Origin of the sequence: Cognataquiflexum rubidum, assembly GCF_022538115.1 — a bacterium.
Lineage (GTDB): Bacteria > Bacteroidota > Bacteroidia > Cytophagales > Cyclobacteriaceae > Cognataquiflexum > Cognataquiflexum rubidum.
In genome coordinates this window covers 58894-81657 of record NZ_JAKZAL010000023.1, presented here as the reverse complement: position 1 = coordinate 81657, position 22764 = coordinate 58894, and the positions used below count along the sequence as shown (strand labels likewise).

The 22764-nt window shown below is 42.1% G+C and carries 13 protein-coding genes; 8 read left to right on the top strand and 5 right to left on the bottom strand.

What is annotated here, in order from left to right; genetic code table 11:
* Window positions 1–333: 333 nt before the first annotated feature.
* Together uvrB and MMU05_RS19580 are read right to left on the bottom strand one after the other, a co-directional pair.
* Window positions 334–2370 (bottom strand): excinuclease ABC subunit UvrB, encoded by a 2037-nt coding sequence (uvrB, locus tag MMU05_RS19585; protein ID WP_241143357.1) that lies wholly within the window; start codon window positions 2368–2370, stop codon window positions 334–336.
* Window positions 2371–2432: 62 nt separating this feature from the next.
* Complete coding sequence (locus tag MMU05_RS19580; protein WP_241143358.1) at window positions 2433–3623, bottom strand: Lnb N-terminal periplasmic domain-containing protein; 1191 nt, start codon at window positions 3621–3623, stop codon at window positions 2433–2435.
* A gap of 39 nt (window positions 3624–3662) precedes the next feature.
* Here MMU05_RS19580 and MMU05_RS19575 point away from each other — a divergent pair, with 39 nt between their 5' ends.
* The 4 genes from MMU05_RS19575 (at window position 3663) to MMU05_RS19560 (ending at window position 9799) form a co-directional block, all read left to right on the top strand.
* The gene (locus MMU05_RS19575) at window positions 3663–5990 is read left to right on the top strand and encodes a T9SS type A sorting domain-containing protein (RefSeq protein ID WP_241143356.1); all 2328 of its coding nucleotides are present in this window, start codon (window positions 3663–3665) and stop codon (window positions 5988–5990) included.
* 96 nt (window positions 5991–6086) lie between these two features.
* The gene (locus MMU05_RS19570) at window positions 6087–7400 is read left to right on the top strand and encodes a gluconate:H+ symporter (RefSeq protein WP_241143355.1); all 1314 of its coding nucleotides are present in this window, start codon (window positions 6087–6089) and stop codon (window positions 7398–7400) included.
* Window positions 7401–7933: 533 nt separating this feature from the next.
* A complete protein-coding gene (locus MMU05_RS19565) occupies window positions 7934–8398 on the top strand; it encodes a RidA family protein (protein ID WP_241143354.1) in 465 nt (154 codons plus the stop codon).
* A gap of 327 nt (window positions 8399–8725) precedes the next feature.
* Window positions 8726–9799: a dipeptidase gene (locus MMU05_RS19560; protein WP_241143353.1), complete on the top strand. Its 1074-nt coding sequence runs from the start codon at window positions 8726–8728 to the stop codon at window positions 9797–9799.
* A gap of 26 nt (window positions 9800–9825) precedes the next feature.
* On the opposite strand, the gene MMU05_RS19555 is transcribed toward MMU05_RS19560, so the two are convergent.
* Complete coding sequence (locus tag MMU05_RS19555; protein ID WP_241143352.1) at window positions 9826–10206, bottom strand: PH domain-containing protein; 381 nt, start codon at window positions 10204–10206, stop codon at window positions 9826–9828.
* Between the two features lie 505 nt (window positions 10207–10711).
* On the opposite strand from MMU05_RS19555, the gene MMU05_RS19550 reads away from it, so the two are divergent.
* The 4 genes from MMU05_RS19550 to MMU05_RS19535 all read left to right on the top strand — a co-directional run bounded on the left by MMU05_RS19550 (window position 10712) and on the right by MMU05_RS19535 (window position 19488).
* Window positions 10712–13678 (top strand): SusC/RagA family TonB-linked outer membrane protein, encoded by a 2967-nt coding sequence (locus tag MMU05_RS19550; RefSeq protein WP_241143351.1) that lies wholly within the window; start codon window positions 10712–10714, stop codon window positions 13676–13678.
* An 18-nt stretch (window positions 13679–13696) separates the two neighbouring features.
* Window positions 13697–15331 (top strand): RagB/SusD family nutrient uptake outer membrane protein, encoded by a 1635-nt coding sequence (locus MMU05_RS19545; RefSeq protein ID WP_241143350.1) that lies wholly within the window; start codon window positions 13697–13699, stop codon window positions 15329–15331.
* A gap of 191 nt (window positions 15332–15522) precedes the next feature.
* The gene (locus MMU05_RS19540; protein WP_241143349.1) at window positions 15523–16125 is read left to right on the top strand and encodes a hypothetical protein; all 603 of its coding nucleotides are present in this window, start codon (window positions 15523–15525) and stop codon (window positions 16123–16125) included.
* A gap of 36 nt (window positions 16126–16161) precedes the next feature.
* Complete coding sequence (locus MMU05_RS19535; RefSeq protein ID WP_241143348.1) at window positions 16162–19488, top strand: VCBS repeat-containing protein; 3327 nt, start codon at window positions 16162–16164, stop codon at window positions 19486–19488.
* Between the two features lie 413 nt (window positions 19489–19901).
* Here MMU05_RS19535 and MMU05_RS19530 read toward each other — a convergent pair whose 3' ends face one another.
* The gene (locus MMU05_RS19530) at window positions 19902–21242 is read right to left on the bottom strand and encodes a DUF2231 domain-containing protein (RefSeq protein WP_241143347.1); all 1341 of its coding nucleotides are present in this window, start codon (window positions 21240–21242) and stop codon (window positions 19902–19904) included.
* A gap of 12 nt (window positions 21243–21254) precedes the next feature.
* Window positions 21255–22763 (bottom strand): DUF1501 domain-containing protein, encoded by a 1509-nt coding sequence (locus MMU05_RS19525; protein WP_241143346.1) that lies wholly within the window; start codon window positions 22761–22763, stop codon window positions 21255–21257.
* Window position 22764 lies beyond the last annotated feature (1 nt).

The following is a 22764-nucleotide window of genomic DNA, read 5'->3' as shown; positions in this document are numbered from 1 at the left end:
GAGGTTTAGTGTAAGATTTATTTGATACTTAAAGTTACATTAACCTCTTGGCTTTACTTAATTTAAACATACAGGCTATCAGGTTGTCTGCTTCGCGTTGTCGAGTGACCTAAAGCTCATCCCTTCCTACTGCATCTAAATCATAATCTTTGGTTGTAGTAGTTGTAATTGTTGTAATTGTTGTCTGCTGCGCGTTGTATGGTTGTCAAGTTATAGGGATACCCCGATCTTGGTACTTAGTACATCGTACTTGGTTCTAAAAACGGTCTTTTGGTCCCTAGGCAGGGTCGAAGGGCTCGGTTCCTGAGCATGGTCGAAGGGCTCGCTTCTCCCTTAGACACCTCTTTTCAAATCCTCTAACCTGTTTTTCATACCCTGCCATTCGTCTCTCAACCGGGCAGCTTCCATAAAGTTGAGTTCTTTGGCTGCCTTTTCCATTTGCTTTTGGGTTTGAATGATGAGCTTTTCCAGTTTGTCCTTGCTGAGATATTGAACCAGCGGATCGGCTGCAATCAATGATGGTGAATCGATGGAATCCTCGTACAGTTTGGCGTTTCGCTTGTTGTCCGCAACTGTGGTTTGACCCATGATTTTTTCTTTGGACTTCTTGATAGTCGTTGGGATAATTCCATGCTCTAGGTTATAAGCAATCTGAAGGCTTCTTCTTCTCTTGGTTTCATCGATGGCAAGCTGCATGGAGGCAGTCACCTTGTCCGCATACATGATCACTTTCCCGTTTTCATTCCTTGCCGCCCTTCCGATAGTCTGGACCAAACTCCTTTCATTCCTAAGAAAACCCTCTTTGTCCGCATCCAAAATCGCAACCAAAGACACCTCAGGCAAATCCAATCCTTCTCTCAGGAGATTCACTCCGACCAACACATCAAAAACACCAAGCCGGAGTTCCCTCAATATTTCCACTCGGTCCAAAGGTTTTACTTCAGAGTGGATATAGCGGCTGTTTACACCAGCTCTTTCCAGGAATTTTTGCAGTTCTTCAGCCATTCGTTTGGTCAAAGTCGTCACCAAAACCCGGTCGCCGGCTTTGATCCGTTCATCTATTTCCTCCAACAAATCATCGATCTGATTGGCACTTGGCTTCACTTCAATGATCGGATCCAACAAACCTGTGGGACGGATGATCTGCTCGACCACGATACCTTCTGTTTTGTTCAACTCATAATCCGCCGGAGTGGCACTGACATATATAGCTTGGTTGATGAGGCTTTCAAATTCATCAAAATTCAAAGGCCTGTTGTCCAACGCAGAAGGCAAACGGAAACCATATTCCACGAGATTGACTTTCCTGGAACGGTCTCCGCCCCACATTCCCCTGACCTGAGGCAAAGTGACGTGGCTTTCATCCACTACCAACAAGAAATCATCAGGGAAATAATCAAGGAGGCAAAAGGGCCTTGTCCCCGGTTTTCTCCGGTCAAAGTACCTGGAGTAATTCTCCACTCCTGAGCAATAACCCAATTCACGGATCATTTCCAGATCAAATTCTGTCCTTTCTTTGAGCCTCTTGGCTTCAATAAGCTTCATATCACGCTCAAAAAACGCTACTTGGGCCATCATGTCGTCCTGAATTTCGTGGATGGCAGTGTCGATCACATCTCTTCCTGTGACAAAAAGATTGGCCGGAAATATGGAAATGATTTTTTCATCAGATAATTTCTTTCCGGTGGCGGGATCAATTCTTTGGATGGCTTCGATCTCATCTCCCCAAAAGAAAATCCTGTAAGCAAAATCCGCATAGGCTACAAAAATATCCACTGTGTCACCTTTCACCCTGAAGTTACCATGGCTGAGGTCCTGATTGACTCGGCTGTAAAGGATGTCCACCAATTTGAAGAGCAACTGGTTTCTTGGAATTCGATCGCCTTCCTGAAGTCGGATGACGTTTTTTCCAAATTCTTCCGGGTTTCCGATACCGTAGATACAGGAAACCGACGCCACTACGATGACATCCCTTCTACCGGACAACAATGCCGAGGTAGAACTCAGCCTCAGTTTTTCGATCTCTTCATTGATCGAAAGGTCCTTTTCTATATAAGTTCCGCTTGTAGGGATAAAAGCCTCAGGCTGGTAGTAATCATAGTAGGAAATAAAATATTCTACTGCATTCTCGGGAAAAAACTGCTTGAATTCACCATACAGTTGGGCCGCCAAAGTCTTATTATGGCTCAACACCAAAGTTGGTTTCTGAACATGCTGAATGACATTGGCCACGGTAAAAGTCTTCCCGGAACCGGTCACCCCTAGCAAAACCTGAGATTGTTCACCGGCATTGACGCCTTCGGTCAGCAACTTGATCGCCTGTGGCTGGTCGCCGGTTGGTTTGTACTCCGAAACTAATTTGAATTCCATGTGATCTCAATTGAAAGGGGATAACAAGTTTCAGGTAGCAAATAGTTTTGATTACTGAAATTTTATCCTTTCGGATTCAGCCTGAATTTTTCCAGATTATAATACAAGAAATTGGTCCGGAGAATCAGAACCAAAAGCAAAGGCACAATGCTCGGATGAAATGACTGCCATCCAAAGATCCAAAACACCAACCCGATATTTGCTGAAATCAGTGCAAAAAGCAGGTATTTCTTCACCCATGCCGGAATGGATTTTCTCAAAAGCATGATGGCCAAAATCAAATGTCCCGGAAAAGCCCAAAGGATATTCCAGTTGTATTTGGTCTGGGAATGGAAAGTGAAGAACCAAAGCATGGTAATCAGCAATCCCAATAAACCTAAAACAGTAAAGAAACCAATATCAAATCCGATGAAAAGCCTCTTCTTTTTGAAGCCAAAATAGGTCAAAGCCATCACAAGAATTGCAAAAACCCACCATAGGATATATGGGTTGAACAAGTCCATTTGGGATTGCCTTTCGGGAAACTCTAAGATCACTTTGTTTTCTTTGACCAAAGACCTTGTTGGACCGTCACCGACAATCAAGGCTTTCCCAAAAGCCGCTTCCATATAATCCGGCAGGAACTGTTTTTCCCTTTCAGAAGCATTTACATCGATCACTGACCCCAAGGCCAAGTCAATCCCAAAATCCGCCCAAGGCAAAGGATACACATATTCATCGATCAGGTTTCGGAAGGTTTTGCGTTCGGGGTTTTGTTCCTCATTCCAGTCGAGTTGTTTTCCCAAAACCCTGTCCATTACATCTCTAATCCTCGTGGCACAATTGTCATAGAAAAAATCGTAGCGATAAAACCTGTTTTGCGGCCGATAATTGATCTGGAGAAAATCGACGAGTCTTTCGATCTGTTCGGGGCTGAGGTCCAAAACCTGCTCCCTGACATCTCTTTGGTGGTAATTATATTCTGCAATAAACCGCTCATATGTCGACACGCTCAGCATATAATCCAAAGTCCTTTGGGTGAATTTGACATAAAAATAAGGTGTATTAAAATCAAAAGTCCCATAGTTGAACACCAGATCCTGACCGGTTTGTCTCTCCAAAACCCGGATCGCACTGTGCCCAAAAGCAGAGTAAAGCTGGTCCCCCGGATCACAAGTCAAAAGGCTGATTTGGTAATCCTGTGCCGAGGCAAAAAAAATAGTCGAATAAATAAACGAATAAGTAAGCAAGAATTTTTTCAATTGAGCAGGCATAAAACTAAATTTCATGGATAGGTCAAAACTTTTTCAAATATGGCTTTTTGCAAACGTTTTTCCGTCTTTGCCTTTTTAAATTCTCCACGAATTTATGGGAATAATCTTGTAATCTGTTTTTTCATATTTGTAAATCCTATCCTCGCACAGGGGCAAATCATCCACGAAATCAATGATTACAAAAGTATAGCTTCCGGAAATTACAACAATCCTGCAGTTTGGCAGATTTGGAATGGGGGAACATGGATTTCTTCATCTTCAAAACCCAATCTCAACAACAACATATTCATCGAGCAGGGGCATGAAATCAGGCTGATAGGCAATGAAGAAGCAAAAAACGTTTATCTGTACAGCGCAGCCACGCCTGGTCGAAAACTGAACCTGCAGACTTTTGAATTGCAGGTTTATGGCGCATTGAGGGCGATGGAAAAATCAGGGTCTGATTTTATTTTAAATAATGGGTCAAGTTTATTGACTGATTGGATTTATCCGGAAACAGGCAAAATAGTCTTCAAAGGTACCTCCAGAACAGTTGTGGATCGGGCATCTTGGAGTGCCCAAAATTCAAACAGCAGGTATGTGGTGGTTTTCAATCCAAATCCCGGAGAAACTTTGACTGTGAATTCCGGTTTCAAGGCCAATGCATTTATAGTCCAAAGCGGGACTGTTGTCCAGACAGTCAATACAATGGGTATTCCTGCCTGTTCTACTTTTTCATTTAATAACCAAATTGCATTCAATGGAACGGGGCCTTATGGTGACTTTGTAATAGAACCCGGTGCAACCTTCATTTCCAACTGTTCTGCTCCATTGGATCAAATCATCAGAAGATCTGCATCCATCACTGCGGGCTTGTTTCAGGTAAAACCCGGAGCAAACTTGGTGCTTTTTGGAAACGATCCTACCATGGATGTTGCCGAATTCCGCTTTGAGGGAAATGTGTATTACCGTTCCAATTCAGGAAACCAACTTTTGGTCAGGACTACTTTTGCAACTTCAGGAAATCCCAAAACCTACAACAACATCCTGTTTGAAAATGCCTCCAACAAGCTATTGACTGATTCTCTCTTTTTGAACGGGGACTTTGCAAGGCTTACAGGCGGAAATATAGTAGAAGCACCCACTTTCCTGAGATTTCAAGGAACAGGAATTCAACAAGTCGTCGGTTTTGATTTGGATTTACAGCAATTGGAAATCAATAAACCCTCCGGCAGTCTGCTTTTCTACTCAGATGTTAGAGCCAAAACCAACTTCATCATGAAAAACGGGCAAGTAGATTTCACGGGCTTTGACTTGTACGTGAATACTGTGGGAGGCGGAACTTTGACTTATGAAGGTGGAAAATGGCTAAACCTGAATCAATTATTTTATAACCAAATCCCGGCAACGCTGAACGCAGCCAATGCCACTTTCCCTTTCGAAGACCTGTATCAAGGTGGAATCAGAAAAGTGCAGCTTTTGGGCAATTCTCCGGGTGGAAATATTTCCGTCCGCTTTATAGAAATTCCCGGGAGCAATGATGACCCGATGTATGATGATTTGGATGGAACCCCGATTCTCTATCAACTGAACAGCTATTTTGAATTTTCGGGAATGAGCCCCAGCACAAGTCCTATTGAAATGAGAATTTCGGCTGAAAATCTCGTGGTGGATGATGTGGACGACCTGAGAATCACAGGAAATGGAAACGCATCTAGTGGGAATCATTTGCCCGGATTGGATCCGACATTGCTTTGGGCAAGAAGGGAATTGGATTATGGCCAAATCAACGGAAATCCATTTACTGTCGGTAGTTTTCGGGTACTTTCAGTTTTGCCTGTAACCTGGCTTGAGGTATCGGCAAAATGGAACAGACAAAACATTGACGTTTATTGGACCACCGCCAAGGAGTCAAATAACGAACGGTTTATCGTCCATCGCTCAATGGATGGCATTGACAATTTTGAAATCATAGGAGAGGTTGACTCCAAAGGAGACAGTGATCAAATCCAGGAATACCGGTTTTCATATTTCGAAAAAATGAGCAATGCCCAAACTTACTTTCAAATCGAACAGAGGGATTTTGATGGAAAAAGCTCTTTCAGCAAAGTATTTAGAACCGAAGGGAATCCAGAGAACCATTCCCAAAAGGTAATGGTCTGGCCAAATCCCTATGAATATGGCCAAATCCATTTCAGGTTTCCGGAAGGAACCAACCAAGACGAGGTGCAAATTGGAGTCTCTGATTTAAAAGGCCACTCACTCTATTTTGATAATTTTTCCGAAGCTATGAAGGAAGAATTGCTTGAAAAACTCAGTCCCGGAATGTACCTCATCGAGCTGATGACTAACGATAAGAAATATGTATTGAAGCTCCTGAAGAAATAAATCCTGAATATTTGCCTTCTGTAAAATTATGAAGTCCTTCAAAAGCGCCTATTTCGATTAATTTTTTAACTTGTTGGTCAAACCCAACCGCAACCTATGACCATTTTATTTGTTTTCGTCAGCATCTTGGTTCTGATCCTATTGATCACTTGGCTGAAGCTGAATCCGTTTTTGGCTTTTTTGATTTCTTCTATTCTGGCAGGTTTCTTATTGGGAATTCCACCTGAACAAATCGCAGGATCAATTCAAAAAGGAATTGGCGGATTGCTCGGAGACTTGGTCATCGTCATCGTGATGGGTGCCATGTTGGGCAAATTGGTAGCTGAAAGCGGTGCGGCCCAAAGAATCGCCGATACGCTGATGTCTATCTTTGGGGTAAAAAACGTGACTTGGGCCATGATGGTCACAGGCTTGGTGGTTGGAATTCCTTTATTCTACAATGTCGGTTTTGTTTTGCTCGTTCCTTTGGTCTTTTCAGTTTCCTATAGGTACAAACTCCCCGCGGTCTATGTTGGCATTCCGATGCTGGCAGCGCTTTCAGTTACCCACGGATTTTTGCCTCCTCATCCATCGCCTGCAGCGTTGGTTGCTCAGTTTGGAGCCAATATGGGGCTGACTTTGGCTTATGGGCTGATCGTGGTTATTCCAACGATTATCATCGCCGGCCCTCTCTTCGCTAAGTTTTTGAAGGGTATTGATTCAAAACCTTTACAAACCTTTCAGGCCAAACAAAGAGAAGAAGCGGATTTGCCGGGCACCTTCAACAGTTTCTTTTCAGCGCTTTTCCCTGTTTTCCTATTGGTAGGCACTACGATAGTCAGCCTACAGATGTCACCTGACCACGTCCTATTCCCGTATTTCAAATTTGTAGGCGATCCGGGAATGGTCATGTTACTCTCCTTGTTGATTGCAACATTCACTTTGGGTGTAAAAATGAAATTTAAAATCCCTCAGTTGATGGATATCTATGTGGTGGCAGCCAAGGATGTTGCGATGATTTTGTTGATCATTGCAGGGGCAGGTGCATTGAAGCAGGTATTGATGGACTCTGGGGTCAGTCAGACTATTGCGGATTCACTTCAGGGATGGGATGTCCATCCGCTGATTTTGGCATGGTCGATCACTGCCATCATCCGGGTTTGCGTGGGTTCGGCGACAGTCGCAGGACTGACTACCGCAGGCATCATAGCGCCCATGGTCAGTGGCGGAAATGTAGATCCAAATTTATTGGTATTGGCAATCGGCGCAGGAAGTTTGATGTTCTCTCATTTTAATGATGCAGGATTTTGGCTGTACAAAGAATATTTTAATGTCAGCGTCAAAGACACCATCAAATCCTGGTCACTGATGGAAACAATCGTGGCGGTAGTTGGATTGGGAGGGGTTTTGATCTTAGATATGTTTATTTGATATATGCATTCAAAAATGATATTTATGGATATTGGCTTCGCGATATTTAATTGATATATGCTTCGCGATATATGGTTGATATAAATGGATATAAAATTGATATTCATGGATATTGGCTTCGCGATATTTAACTGATATAAAGTGGAAATATGCTACGCGATATAGGGTTGATAAAAAGTTGATATAGGTCCTGAATCAAATGCTATTTGAAGATTTTGGCTTATAAAAATTTCAGTTCATAAAACTTTAGATTCGAAAAAAAGATTGATCGTAATCAAACGTCAAGGCCCAATCCTATTTCAATTTATTTCTACCTTATTTCAACTTTATTTCTATAGTATTTCCACTTATGATTTCAATAAATGTTGGATTTGGTTCTAGCCTAAAGACTTAACCTATTTCAATTTATTTCTACCTTATTTCTACCTTATTTCTACCTTATTTCAACTTTATTTCAATAATATTTCCACCTTATTTCTATCATACTTCAATCGAATCTCAAATCTCCTGTCTCAAATCTCAAATCTAATTTCATGAAAACTGCTGAAGAAAATTTTGAGGCCCTCGGCCTGACATTGCCTCCCCCACCAAAGCCACTTGGCGTTTATAAACCGTGCTTGATTGATGGAAAATACCTTTATCTCTCCGGACACGGAACAGTCCAAGAAGACGGAACCCTTATCATCGGCCGTGTAGGCAAAGACATGGACATGGATGCGGGGAAATTGGCTGCAAGACAAGTCGGACTTGCCATGTTGGCCACCATCAAAGCCAATATCGGTTCACTCAATAAAGTCAAACGCGTCATCAAAGTATTGGGAATGGTCAACTGTACCCCTGAATTTGAAAGACATCCTTATGTCATCAACGGCTGCAGCGAATTGTTTGCATCTGTGTGGGGAACAGAAAATGGAATCGGAGTAAGAAGTGCAGTAGGATTTGGTTCTTTGCCGGATAATATTCCTGTGGAGATTGAGGCACTTTTTGAATTGGAGTAATTTTAAGGATATAAATTGATATAAAGTTGATATAGGCTTCGCGATATAAGGTTGATATAAATGGATATAGGTCCATATTCAAACGCTATTTGAAGTTTTTGGCTCATTGAAATTCAATACTACTTTAGATTCGAAAAAATGATTTTGTAATAATCAAACCTCAAGACCCAAACCTATTTCAATTTATTTCTATCATATTTCTACTGTATTTCAATAATTTTTCTACCTTATTTCAATAATATTTCCACCTTATTTCCATTGTATTTCAATAATATTTCTACCTTATTTCTACTGTATTTCCATTGTATTTCAATTTAATTAAAAAAAATGTTCACCATAGACGCCCACCTCGATCTGAGTATGAATGCCCTGGAATGGAACAGGGACCTGACAAAATCTTTATCGGAGATCAATTCACGGGAGAAAGGTTTGAAAGATAAACCCGATCGGGGAAACGCAGTGGTTTCACTTCCTGAACTCCGAAAGGGAAATATCGGGTTGGTCGTGGCTACTCAGATTGCAAGGTACGTGGCAAAAGACAATCCTTTGCCGGGTTGGCACTCTCCCGAACAGGCTTGGGCACAGACCCAAGGGCAGTTGGCATGGTACAAAGCCATGGAGGATGCGGGAGAAATGACCCAAATCACAGACCTTGAAAGTCTCGAGAAGCACATGCAGCTATGGCTCCACGAGCTTCCCTGGAGTACCAAACCCATCGGTTACATTCTTTCTTTGGAAGGTGCTGATTCCATCGTAAAAGTCAATTATCTGGAAAAAGCATATGAATCGGGCCTTCGGGCTTTGGGTCCGGCACATTACGGCCCGGGCAGATACGCAAATGGCACGGATGCTAACGGTGGATTAGAAAAAAACGGCAGGGAACTGCTCAAAGAAATGGAGCGGTTGAATATTATTCTCGATGCCACACACCTTTGTGATGACAGTTTTTGGGAGGCATTGGACCATTTCAATGGACACGTTTGGGCAAGTCATAACAATTGCCGCGCATTAGTAAATCATAACAGACAATTTTCCGATGAACAGATCAAGGTCTTGATAGAAAGAGGTGCAGTCATCGGCGGCGCCTTGGATGCCTGGATGATGGTACCAAATTGGGTCAGGGGAAAATCCAATCCAAAAGAAATGGGCTGCAATCTGGAAAAAATGATTGACCACATGGACCACATCTGCCAGCTTGCCGGCAATGCAAATCATATCGGGATAGGATCTGACTTGGATGGGGCATTTGGCAAAGAACAATGTCCCTATGACTTAGAAACTATTGCTGACTTACAAACCTTATTCGGCTTACTCTCAAAAAGAGGATATTCTGCTCAGGACACCGAAAAAGTCATGTCCGGCAATTGGTTGGAATTTTTGAAAAAAGCCTGGGCAAAATAGGATTTGCTTCAAAAACCTTGCCTTGCTCATTTCAGAACATAGGTCGCCAAAACCTTTTGCACATCATAGACATTCACGGATTTGGAAAATTGTTTTTTGATGCTTGGTTCCTGTTCACTGGAAACCCAGATTTTCAACTCCGCATCCAAATCAAATGTACCCGTGGTCTCCACACTGAATCTGGAGATGCTTCTATAAGAAATAGACTTGTATTCTACCTTGCTGCCTGTCACCCCTTGTTTTTCTACCAAGATCAGGCGCTTGTTGGTAAAAATAAAGACATCTCTTATCAGTTTGAAACCCATTTCAATATCCTCGCCGTCGATCATAAGTCTCCCAAAATCTTTGATAAGGTCCTCTTTGTTCGCATGGCCTGCGTTGCCTAAAATGGCTGAAAACAATCCCATAATTTATATTTACCCAATTGAATTTATTCCTTCACAAGAAAAGTAAAATTATTCACTTATTCATTTCAAATTGAAAACTGTGATGAGGTAAAACTGGCAAAGCTAGGAGGAAAATCAACTTGGTTTTTTCACTGTTTTCAGAAAAAAAATCATGGTGAGAAAATAAAATAAAATGTCAATTAGACATTTAAATGATAATTTAATAATATTTTATGTTTAAATTATATTTTTAAAAAATTTATTATATTTTATTAATTTATTGTCCAAAATTATTCATATATTTTTCATTTATTCAACAAAATAAAATTTTGCTTTGCCCTTAGTTAAGAAATGTATGTGGTATTAAATTTGCCATCAGGCAATCTATTATTGCAAATGGTTGTTTTTAATATTTTTTAACATCAAATTAATACTGTTTTGTACCCTGTCCCTATTTATAAAGGAATCACGTGAATAGGTTAGGTTCAAAAAAAGTCAAAATTTCCAATTAAAACCCTTTTAACCCATGAAAAAACAATGGAATTTAAATTTCCTGTTTTTTTGCCTTTTGTGCCTGAGCATACCCAATCTCAGCTTTGCACAGCAGAGCCAAATTACAGGAAAAGTAACAGACGCTGATTCCAAAGAAGGAATCCCGGGAGTCAGTGTTTTGGTGAAGGGCACCACTAGAGGTGCCATTTCAGATTTGGACGGGAATTTTTCGATTGCGGCCTCCGCATCAGAAATCCTTGTCTTCTCATTTATCGGATACGAATCCATAGAGCAGCCAGTCGCTAACAGGTCTGTCATCAATGTGGAAATGGCCGTATCGATACAGGCCCTCAATGAGGTGATCGTCGTAGGCTACGGTACCCAGGAAAGGAAAGAAATAACAAGTGCAGTGACAAGCGTCAAGGCTGAGGATTTCAACCAGGGTACTGTCAATGACCCTCGCCAATTGCTTCAGGGTAAAGTGGCAGGTCTAAACATTGCCAGACCGGGAGGTAACCCTAACGCAGGCTTCAATATGCGTCTGAGAGGTATTTCATCCTTCGGGGAAAATGCCGAACCACTTGTTGTTATTGATGGTGTGATCGGAGGTTCTTTGAGCACAGTGGATCCCAATGATATTGAATCCATGGATGTACTGAAAGACGGATCCGCAGCTGCAATCTATGGTACGAGGGGTTCCGCCGGAGTTATCCTGGTCACCACTAAAACAGGAAAAACCGGTAGAACAGTTGTAGAATTCAACACTAGTGCAGCGGTAGAAAATGTTGCAAGAACTATCAGTGTCATGAATGCTGATGAGTACAGACAGGTTCCCAATTCAAGAGATATTGGAGGAAACACAGACTGGATGGATGAGGTAACAAATACAGGACTGAGCTTTATCAATAACCTTTCACTTGGTGGAGGTAGTGCAAGTACAAACTATAGGATTTCGATCAACTCACGAAATGTAAATGGTGTGGGTATCAATTCAGGTTTTGACCAATTGAATGCCAGGATCAACCTCACCCAAAAAGCCTTAAAAGACAAAGCAATCTTTACTGTAAACCTTTCCAATACATCTATTGATAGACAATTTGGTAACGAAAACTCTTTCAGATATGCGATCATAAGTAACCCAACTGTTCCAGTTCGCGATCCAAATCCACAGAGCCCAAATTTCGGTGGCTATTATGAGAGGGATATATTTGATTGGTTCAACCCAGTATCCATTGCTGAACAAAACATTGCAGACGGTCGCGACAGTAGGCTTCTAGCAAGTATCCATGGAGAATATAATTTCACCAGCAAGTTTAGAGGTGCGGTTTTCTATGCAAGTCAGAGAGAAACTGATTGGAGAGGATCTTACTCACCAAAGACCGCAAAATTTGGTGGAGGATTTGGTAGAAATGGTCTCGCCACCATCGAAAACAGAGAAAGACTTAATGACCTTTTTGAGACTACTTTAAATTATGATGCTACAGCAGGTAGAGTCGGAATGGCTTTCTTGGCAGGTTATTCTTTCCAGGAGTTTTTCAATCAAGGTAACTACACCCAAGCTGGGAATTTCCTGACTGACGCATTTACTTACAATAACATCGGTGCAGCGCTTGACATTGCCAATGGTTTGGCAACAGTTTCAAGTTATGCCAATTCCAACAGGTTGGTGGCGTTCTTTGGACGTGCCAACTTCAATTTTGAAGACACTTACCTTTTGTCAGTTAGTGCACGATATGAGGGTTCATCAAGATTCGGAGAAAACAACAAATGGGGTTTGTTTCCTGCGATCAGTGCAGGTGTAAACATCGCCAACCTGATCGACATGACAGGCGTCAGTGCCATGAAATTCAGAGCAAGTTATGGAAGAACAGGTACACAACCCGGTCAATCCTATCTGTCATTGTTGAGATTTGGTCGTCAGGGCAACTTCTTTTATAACAATCAATTCGTTCCCTCTTATGGACCTGTATCCAATGCGAACCCAGATCTAGCATGGGAAACAAAAGACGAATACAACGTAGGTTTGGATTTTGTAATTCTCAACAACAAATTGGATGGTACAATTGATTTCTACTCAAGGGTTACTACAGGCATGATCTTACCGATCAACGTTCCTGTACCACCAAATCTTTTCTCAACCACCCAATTGAACATTGGAGAATTGCAGAATTCAGGGCTTGAGGTAATGTTAAATTATCGGGCAATCCAAAAATCAAATTTCAGATGGACTACAGGAGTTAATTTCTCTACTTTAAAAACAGATCTTAGGAGCCTGTCTGCCGGAAATCTAAGTTTTGGAGAGGTAAACTACCGATCTAACTTCGGATCTCCCGGTCAAAACCTGACTCAACTGATCCGAATCCAGGAAAATGGACCTCTCGGGCAGATTTGGGGACCAATCCAGCAAGGTGTCAGTGAAACCGGTGCTCCGATAATGCAAGTAATCAATGGTACTGCCAAAGATGCAAACGGAAACCCTGTTTATTGTAACTGTAACGATGACAGAACCCAATTGGGAACAGCCTATCCTACTTTCAATTTTGGTATTAACAATACCTTTAACTACAAAAATTGGGACTTGAATTTCTTCTTCAGAGGATCAATCGGCCATTATTTGATCAACAGCTACAGGGGTTTCTATGAGAACACAGAAAGTACTACTGTTCAAAACTGGAATATAGTCAACACCAAGTATTTCGATCCAAAAATCAGCAAAGCAGAGTATAACAGCACACACGTTGAAAAAGCTGACTTTGTGGTTTTGGATAACGCAACACTTGGTTATAACTTCAATGTGGGGCCTGGCAAAGCAATAGGAAGAATCAGAACTTTCATCTCTATTCAAAATCCTTTCATGTTTACCGGTTACACAGGAGTTGATCCTGAGGTAAGATATGGGGATTCAGAGTCAGGCAATGATCCACTTGCACCGGGTATCGAGCGTAGAGCTACTTATTTCACTACTACGATCACTACCCTTGGCCTTAATTTAAGTTTCTAAGCTAAAACATAAGATATCATGAAAAAATTAATCAATATAAGATACTTCTTGATTGGCCTGGGAATGAGTTATTTCGCTTCATCATGCGTCGACTTAGAAGAAGAGGTTTTCAGTGAAGTTACAGCAGATAACTTCTTCAAAACCGATGAAGAATTTATTTCAGCACTCGGACAAGCATACACTTCCTTAGGGGGATTGGGTAATCACTCCGGTCTTTGGTCCATCAATGAGATCGCTTCTGACGAAATTGTAGTCTCCCATAAAGGTGGTGACTGGTTTGATGGAGGCGTACTATTGCAACTGCATCAGCATGAATTCCAACCTGATAATCCGTTCTTCCAAAACTCATGGAACTTCCTATTCGGAGGGATCAATACCTGCAACAGGTTGATCTTTTCATTTGAAGCATTGGACAACCCTAACTCTCCGGCCTTTATCGCGGAACTAAGGGCATTGAGGGCTTTGTATTACTATTGGGCAATGGATGCATTTGGTAATGTCCCGCTCGTAACAGATTTCACAGACGTAGAGGCACCTGAAACACAATCAAGGAAAGTAGTTTATGATTTCATTTTGAAGGAACTCAATGAAACCATTCCTTTATTGCCGGTGGCAAAAGACGCTACAACCTATGGTAGGATGACCAAATGGAGTGCCTTGATGATCAGAATGAAGCTTTATCTGAATGCAGAAGTGTACACGGGTACTGCACAATGGGCCTTGGCTGCAGCTGATGCTTCTGAAATCATCAATACTGGACCTTACAGCTTGATGCCTTCCTATAGGGATAACTTTGCAATCAACAACAGCCAATCAACTGAAAACATCTTCGTCTATCCATACGACAAGGTATTTGCAAGGGGTTTCAACTGGGTGATGATGACACTTCACATCGTCAGCCAATCTACCTTCAACCTTACCCAACAGCCTTGGAATGGTTATCAGACTGTAGAAGAATTTTATAATTCTTATGTAGATCCTGTCAAAAACCCCGGAGTACAGGGACCTGTATGGACAGGTTTGGCTTTGACACAATCCACCGGGACAAGAGATGGAAGATTGAGCAATTTCTTAGTGGGACCTCAAACCCGCGCAGACGGATCTACTTTGATTGATCCGGGAGTGGAACCTACTGATCCAACAGGAAGAAACGGTGATCCAAATGGCCCGCCACTGACTTTCATGCCTTTCCTCAATGAAATCTCTCCGGGAGGTCTTCGTCAAGCCGGAGCCCGAATCGCGAAATATGAATTTGAAAGAGGTGGCACTGACAACATGAGCAATGACTTTGTGGTATTCAGACTTTCTGATGTGATCCTTTCTTTGGCAGAAGCCAGATACAGATTGGGACAAACTACAGAAGCATTGGCTTTGGTCAATCAGATCCGTGCCAGAGCAGGTAATCTTACTCCTTTTACCACCCTTACCGATGAAAACCTTTTGGCAGAAAGAGGCAGGGAAATGTATGTGGAGATGACCAGAAGACAGGACCTAATCCGATTCAAAAAATATGGAGATGCATGGTGGCCTTTTGCAGGTATGAACAGACCGAAGAGAGTACACACTCCAGGTAGCTTCTTGGAATTGTTCCCTGTTCCTGCTCCTCAGATTCTTGCAAATCCAAGATTAAAACAAAATCCAGGATACAATTAATTAGGGTTTGATACAGATTAAAAAAGCAGGCTGAAGATTTTTCAGCTTGCTTTTTTTTTAATCATTTCTATACCACATTTTATCTAAAAGGATTGAAGTATAAAAACAAATTCCTTTATTTTAAACCCATATTCAATTCAAATTGTATAAAGGATAAAATATTCCTTTACCGCTTACAACCCATTTAACCTATGCGCAGTTCTAAAACCATATTATTTCCATTATTCATTCTTATCTTCATCATTCAGAGTTGTGACTCGTCTATCCTTTCCTCTTCCAAGGATGATTTATCCAAATCAGACAGCTTGTTCCTAGGATTTCATTTGGGCATGGCCCAAAAGGATTTTTTTGATCGTTGCACTGAACTGAACAAACAACAGAAGATTACCCAAGGACCTGGAGGATCGACCAATGTGGAATATAGAATTGTAGATGAGTATGACAGCGAAATCAGCATGCGGTTTTTCCCGACATTCATTGAAGAAAAAATATTCGAGATGCCCGTCACTTATTCTTATATAGCCTGGGCTCCCTGGAACAGACAATATTGGGCAGAAAATCTCCTACCCAAAGTACTGGAAAAATACAAAGAAACTTATGGCGATGATTTTAAATTGATCAACCATCCTACCCAAGGAAAGGTCTACTATAAAATCGATGGCAAAAGAAGGATCAACATATTTATCAAAGACGAACAGCATGTCCAGGCTGTTTTCTCTGATTTAAAAGTAGAAAAGAGACTCAAAGAAGAATTTGAAAAAAGCCAATCCCAAGAGCAAGCACCTACGAACTGAACAGAAAAAGGATTGAATTTGTGAAAAACCCATCAGATGAAATATGCCCATTTGCCGTTTTTGTTTTTTCCGCTGTTCATCCTGATTTCATGTTCCCAAAAAACTGAGGTAAACCCAACAGAACCACTTTTTGAAAGTCTAAGTCCAAAAAAAACAGGGATAGATTTTACAAATACACTGACCGAAAAAGAGGAATTCAATATCATTGAATACCTCTATTTCTATAATGGTGGCGGAGTAGCTGTCGGTGATATCAACAACGATGGGCTGTTGGACATCTATTTTTCATCCAACCAACTTCCAAACAAACTTTTCCTGAACAAAGGAAATATGGCCTTTGAGGATATCACAGAGCAAAGCGGAGTGGGATCGCCCGGTCCGTGGAAGACAGGCATCAGCATGGTAGACATCAATGGTGACGGACTTTTAGATATCTATGTCTGCAGACTTGGAGATTGGAAAGGTATTACCGGCAAAAATGAGCTATATATCAACAATGGCGACTTGACCTTTACCGAAAGTGCCAATCTTTATGGTTTGGATTTTCAGGGATTCAGCACGCACGCCGCATTTTTTGATTATGACAGAGATGGTGACTTGGATATGTACCTCCTCAACCATGCCGTACATACCGAGAATAGCTATGGCAGGGCTTCCCTCCGGTATATGGACAGCGGTCCTGAAGGAGACAGACTTTACAGAAACAATGCCGAAAAGGGCGAAAAGAGTTTTACCCCTGTGACCAACGAAGCCGGAATTTATTCGAGCCAAATTGGATATGGTTTGGGAATAGGAATAGCAGATGTCAACAATGACGGTTGGCCTGACATCTATGTATCCAATGATTTCAATGAAAATGACTACCTCTATATCAACCAAGGAAATGGAACCTTCAAAGAATCAAGCAAAGATGCCCTGACGTATATGAGCAGGTTTTCGATGGGCAACGATTTGGCGGATTTTAACAATGATGGATGGATTGATATTATGAGTCTTGACATGTTGCCGGAGGATGAAATCGTCCAAAAAATGTCAGCCGGTGAAGACAGCTATGAAATATACCAACTTAAACTCAACTTCGGATATGGCAGGCAGACCACTAGAAACAGCCTGCAGCTCAACAATGCCAACGGCACTTTTTCCGAAATTGGCCAACTTGCAGGAGTCAACGCCACGGACTGGAGTTGGTCTCCCTTGTTTGCGGATTTTGATAATGACGGTTGGAAGGATTTGTTTATCTCCAATGGCATTGCACGGCGGCCCAATGACATGGATTATATCAACTTCATCACCAATCCGGAAATAAAAGATGGATTGGTTCAAAGACCGGATATCAGTGATTTGAAAATTTCAGGTCAGATGCCTCCCGGGGAAGTCCCCAATTATTTTTTCAAAAATTCCGGTAATCTCACATTTGAAAATGTAAGTAAGGCTTGGGGAATATCCGAAGCTACGATTTCCAATGGGGCAGTCTATGCTGACTTGGACAATGATGGAGACCTTGATCTGATCGTGAACCATATCAATGAACCCTCTGAAATATTTGAAAACAGGTTATATCAGCTTCCCACCAGTGAAAAACCATCTTTTCTTAAAATCAGGTTCGAGGGGTCAGGAAACAATAAATTTGGAATCGGGGCACGGGTGGAGGCCTACATAAAGGGATCAAAAATCATTCAGGAAAACTTCACCGCTAGAGGTTTTCAATCCTCCGTTGCGCCGGAGATCAATTTGGGATTGGGAAAAGCCACTAGCATCGATTCGCTAAAAGTTATTTGGCCTACGGGAAAAAGAGAAACTTTGCTGAATTTGGAAGTAAACAAACTGATTACTTTAAAAGAGGAAAATGCTTTGCTTGCCCCCATTCCTGATCCAAAACAACCCCTTCCATTACTTCAAAAACTCAGTTCCAAGGAAACGGGCTTAGAGTTTTTGCACATAGAAGATGATTACAATGATTTCAATAAAGAGCCGCTGCTGCCGCACAAACTTTCCCAAGAAGGGCCTGCATTTGCCATCGGCGATTCCAATGGGGATGGATTGGAAGACATTTTTATTGGGGGAGCAAAGGGTCAGGAGTCCCGATTGTTTATCCAAAACAAAAACGGAAAATTCCTCCCATCAGAAAAAGAGATTCTAGAAAAAGACCTGGAATCGGAACATACCTATGCTGCCTTTTTGCAAAGTGAATCAAAGGATAACGCAGATTTACTTCTGCTGAATGGAGGAAATAACCCTTCACCCCCTCATTCAAATAAAATTCTCTTACACCAAAATCAAAGTTCATATTACTCATCCCTTGATCTTCCCATTGATCCGGACAACCAATATTCCGTTGCGCTTCCACATGATCTTGATGGCGACGGTTTGGAGGATTTGTTTGTAGGAGGAAGAAATGTCATTGGGAAATATGGACAGCTTCCTAGAAGTTATATCCTTAAGAACAGCGGAAATGGAACGTATGCAGATATCACTCCCCAAATTGCCCCTGACTTAACCGCTATAGGAATGGTCAAATCAGCCTTGTGGGTAGACTTGGATCGGGATGGAAAAATGGATTTGGTCGTCGTGGGAGAATGGATGCCCATCACCATTTTGATGCACCGTGATGGGAGGTTGATTAATGAAACAGACAAATTTGGGTTAGCCAATACTTCAGGCTGGTGGAATACGGTTGAAATTGGGGATTTGAACGGAGATGGTTTTCCTGATTTGGTGCTTGGAAATCTTGGATTAAACAGCCGGCTAAAAAGCTCCGAAGAAGCTCCCGTCAGGATGTATGTCAAGGATTTTGACGGAAACGGCAGTTTGGAACAAATCCTGACTTACCATAAAGACGGCAAAGAATATACCATCGCCACAAGGGATGAATTGGTGAAGCAGATCCCTGTGCTCAAAAAAGACTTTGTCAGGCATTCAGACTTTGCCGGTAAAACAGTGGCTGAAATTTTCAAGAACTTCAAGTTAGCGGAAGCCAAACTTTTCGAAGCAAAAAAATTCGAATCCGTGATTTTATTCAATAATGGAGGAAAAGGATTCACCATCCAACCCCTGCCCATTGAAGCCCAATTTGCGCCGATACAGGCAATTTTGATGGAAGACCTGGATGGTGATGGGATATTGGATTTGCTGTTGGGGGGAAATATGACAGCCGTTTCTCCCTATTTTGGTGCTTATCAAGGGAGTCATGGATTGGCTTTGAAAGGAAATGGAAATGGTGGTTTTTTCGTAATGGAAAATGGAAAACTTGGAATTAGCGGAGATCTCAAACATATCCGGTCCATTAAAGTCAAAAATGAAACATGGATTCTCTTTGTCAAAAACGATGGAGAATTGGAAGTTTTTAAATTGAAGCAAAACTGATCCAAACAATTCCAATACTTTTCAAGCATCCTGATTTTTTTGTTCCACAACCATTTTTGTAAAACTTTGTAGGCTAAGAGCAAAAAATGATAAAGGCTTCCTGAAAAAGGCAATTATTGGTTCGACAATCGATATAAAAGCCCAATAAAAAGTATGAGCCACAAAGGAACTGCAAAAGGTGAAAAGGAGAGGGCTTTTGCTTTCTTTGTTACTTTGTGGTTAATCGATACTGATTTTCTTCAAGTATTGGAAACAGTGAAATCTACATTAACTGGATATCCTTTAAAAAAGTAAAAATTGATAATTACATTCGTCTTTTGAATCAGGAACTTTACAAATTTTTCTAATTTGTCTCAAATTAATCCTCCCTCAAAATTCAGAAAAGAACCTTTTTTTTATTGTAACAAAAAAAATCAACCCCCAAAAACCACCTTCACTCCGGCAGCGCTTAATTTTTCCACCTTTACATGTTGAGGATCAATTGCAGTATTCCAAAGGTAAAGTGATTTGAGAGAATGGATTTCAGAAAGTGTTTCCAAACCTAATTCGCTGACTTTGGTCCCGTTCAGGTTCAAACTTTCGAGTTTTGAAAGGCCCGTTAAAGCTGAAATTCCGGAATCCGAGATGGGATTATTTTCGATCCGCAGTCTGTGCAAATTAGAGAGCTGAGCTACCTGATTCAGGTCAGAATCCTGAATTCCGGTTCCCGCCAAACTGAGCCAATAAATCTGATCTTTGATAGGTAAAAGCGCTTTCAAAAGTTCTGAGGCTTGACCCTTCTCCGCATCCGATGGTAAGACGACATCCAAAGCTCCGGATTCGTGGGAGAGAACCCTTACCCGAAAACCCATTTTCTCCAAGGTTATTAAATAAGCCGTATCGATGCTCACCGCCATCATTTTCTCTCCTCCAAGAATATTTAGTCTGGGCTTTGCCCATGCGATAATTTCCTCATCTGCATCCATCAAGGATGCTTTGGGATCAGCTTTCCCTTTTGTTATCCACCAAATGAGAACTTGAATTTCCTCCTCCGTCAGGGGCTTTTTCCCTTCGGCAGGCATAAAATCATCATGATCAGAAGGCAGCGTTACCCTTCGGATCAGCTCACTTTTTTCAGCATCAGCCGCAATAAAAACCGGGCCGTTTTCTCCTCCTTGGAGCATTGTCTCATAGGAAGCCAAATTCAATTCACCTTTGGATTTTCCCGATCGGTGACAGCTTTGACACTTACTTCGAAGAATTGGCTGAATCACATCTGTAAAAACCTCCGCGTCCTCCACCTTGGCCAATACCCGACCTTTGGTCTCTTCCAACTTTTCTCCAAAAGGTGCAAAAGCAGTCAGATAATCTTCCCCATGAGTCAGGCTTCCTCCAAAATGTCCGGTGACAGAAAGCGCCAGGATCATAAATCCCAATACAGTATAATTCAGCTTTTTGCTAAATCTGAGTTCGTTTTTATTCACCCACCATGCAATGGCGGAAATAATGACCGTGGTCCATCCTGCCACCAAATGAATATCCAAAAGGTCTCCGTCATAGCCCCCGGATTGCGAAAGCATAAACCCCAACACCGCCGCGACCAAGGCACTGATGGTTCCCAAAAGCAAAGAAAAATTCACAGCTTCCTGCATTGCGGGCTTTTTCCCCAACACCACATAGGCTTTAAAAAAGACCGCAATGATCAAAAAACCGATGGGCAAATGAACCCAAAGTGGATGAAATCGGCCGATGAAAGTAATCAGGTCTTGTACCATATTTTGACCATCCTAGGTTAAAATCCCCTTTACCACATGACCCTCTACATCGGTCAGTCTAAACCTGCGGCCTTGATGCTTGTAGGTGAGTTTTTCGTGATCTATTCCAAAAAGATGTAAAATCGTAGCCTGCAGGTCATGAACCTGAACAGGATCTTTGACCACATTGTATCCAAAATCGTCTGTTTCTCCGTAAGTAAAACCCGGCTTTACTCCTGCCCCACACATCCATTTGGTAAAGCAGCGTGGATGATGGTCTCGGCCATAATTATCCGGTGAAAGCGTCCCTTGACTGTACACCGTCCTGCCAAATTCCCCTCCCCAGACGACAAGCGTATCTTCCAACAAGCCTCTTTGCTTGAGGTCTTTGATCAGTGCAGCCGTAGCCCGGTCTGTTTTTTGACATTGGTTTTTTATCCCTCCGGGCAAATTCCCGTGCTGATCCCATCCCTGATGGTAGAGCTGGACAAATTTGACATCCTTTTCAATGAGCTTTCTCGCCAAAAGGCAATTGGCGGCATAAGTACCGGGATCGCGGCTGTCTTCACCATACATCTCATACACCGAATCAGGCTCCTTGGACATATCCGTAATTTCCGGCACCGAGGTCTGCATCCGGAAGGCCATTTCATATTGGGCGATGCGGGCACTGATTTCAGGATCGCCATAAGTATCCAACTGCACCTCATTCAGTGATTTGAGGTAATCGAGCATTTCGCGCCTGTCCTTTCCGTCGTAATTTTCAGGATTGCCAAGATAAAGTACAGGGTCTTGCCCAGACCGGAATTGGATGCCCTGGTATTGGGAAGGAAGAAATCCATTTCCCCAAAGTCTGGCATAAAGCGGCTGGTCCTGCACGGCATTTTTGGAAACCAAAACGATAAAAGAAGGCAGGTTTTGGTTGTCCGAACCCAATCCATAACTCAACCAAGCGCCAATCGAGGGACGGCCCGGAAGCTGATGACCTGTCTGGAAAAAAGTAATGGCAGGATCATGATTGATCTGTCCAGTCTGCATGCTTTTGATAAAACAAAGTTCGTCCACGATCTCGGCGGTATGGGGCATCAATTCACTGACCCAAGCCCTGCTTTGCCCATATTGGCTGAATTTGAAAGCTGAAGCAGTCATTGGAAACGAACTTTGATCGGCACTCATCCCGGTAAGACGCTGCCCGTCTCTCACCGAATCAGGGAGCTCTTGCCCGTGAAGGTCTATGAGCTTTGGTTTGTAATCATACAATTCCAATTGGGAAGGCCCACCACTTTGAAAAAGGTAAATCACCCGCTTTGCCTTGGGCATAAAATGCGGCAACCCTGCCAATCCGCTGGGTGACTCAGAAAGCAAAGGCGGAGTATGGGGATTTTCTGCAAAAATCTTCTCCATTCCCATAAGTGAGCCCAAGGCCAAGGAACCAAGCCCCAAAGAGGTTTTTGTCAAAAACCTCCTCCTGTCCATATTCTTTTCAATCTCCTGAAGATCCCTGTTGGAAGACCTGAGAGGGGCATCGTGATGGTGACTCATA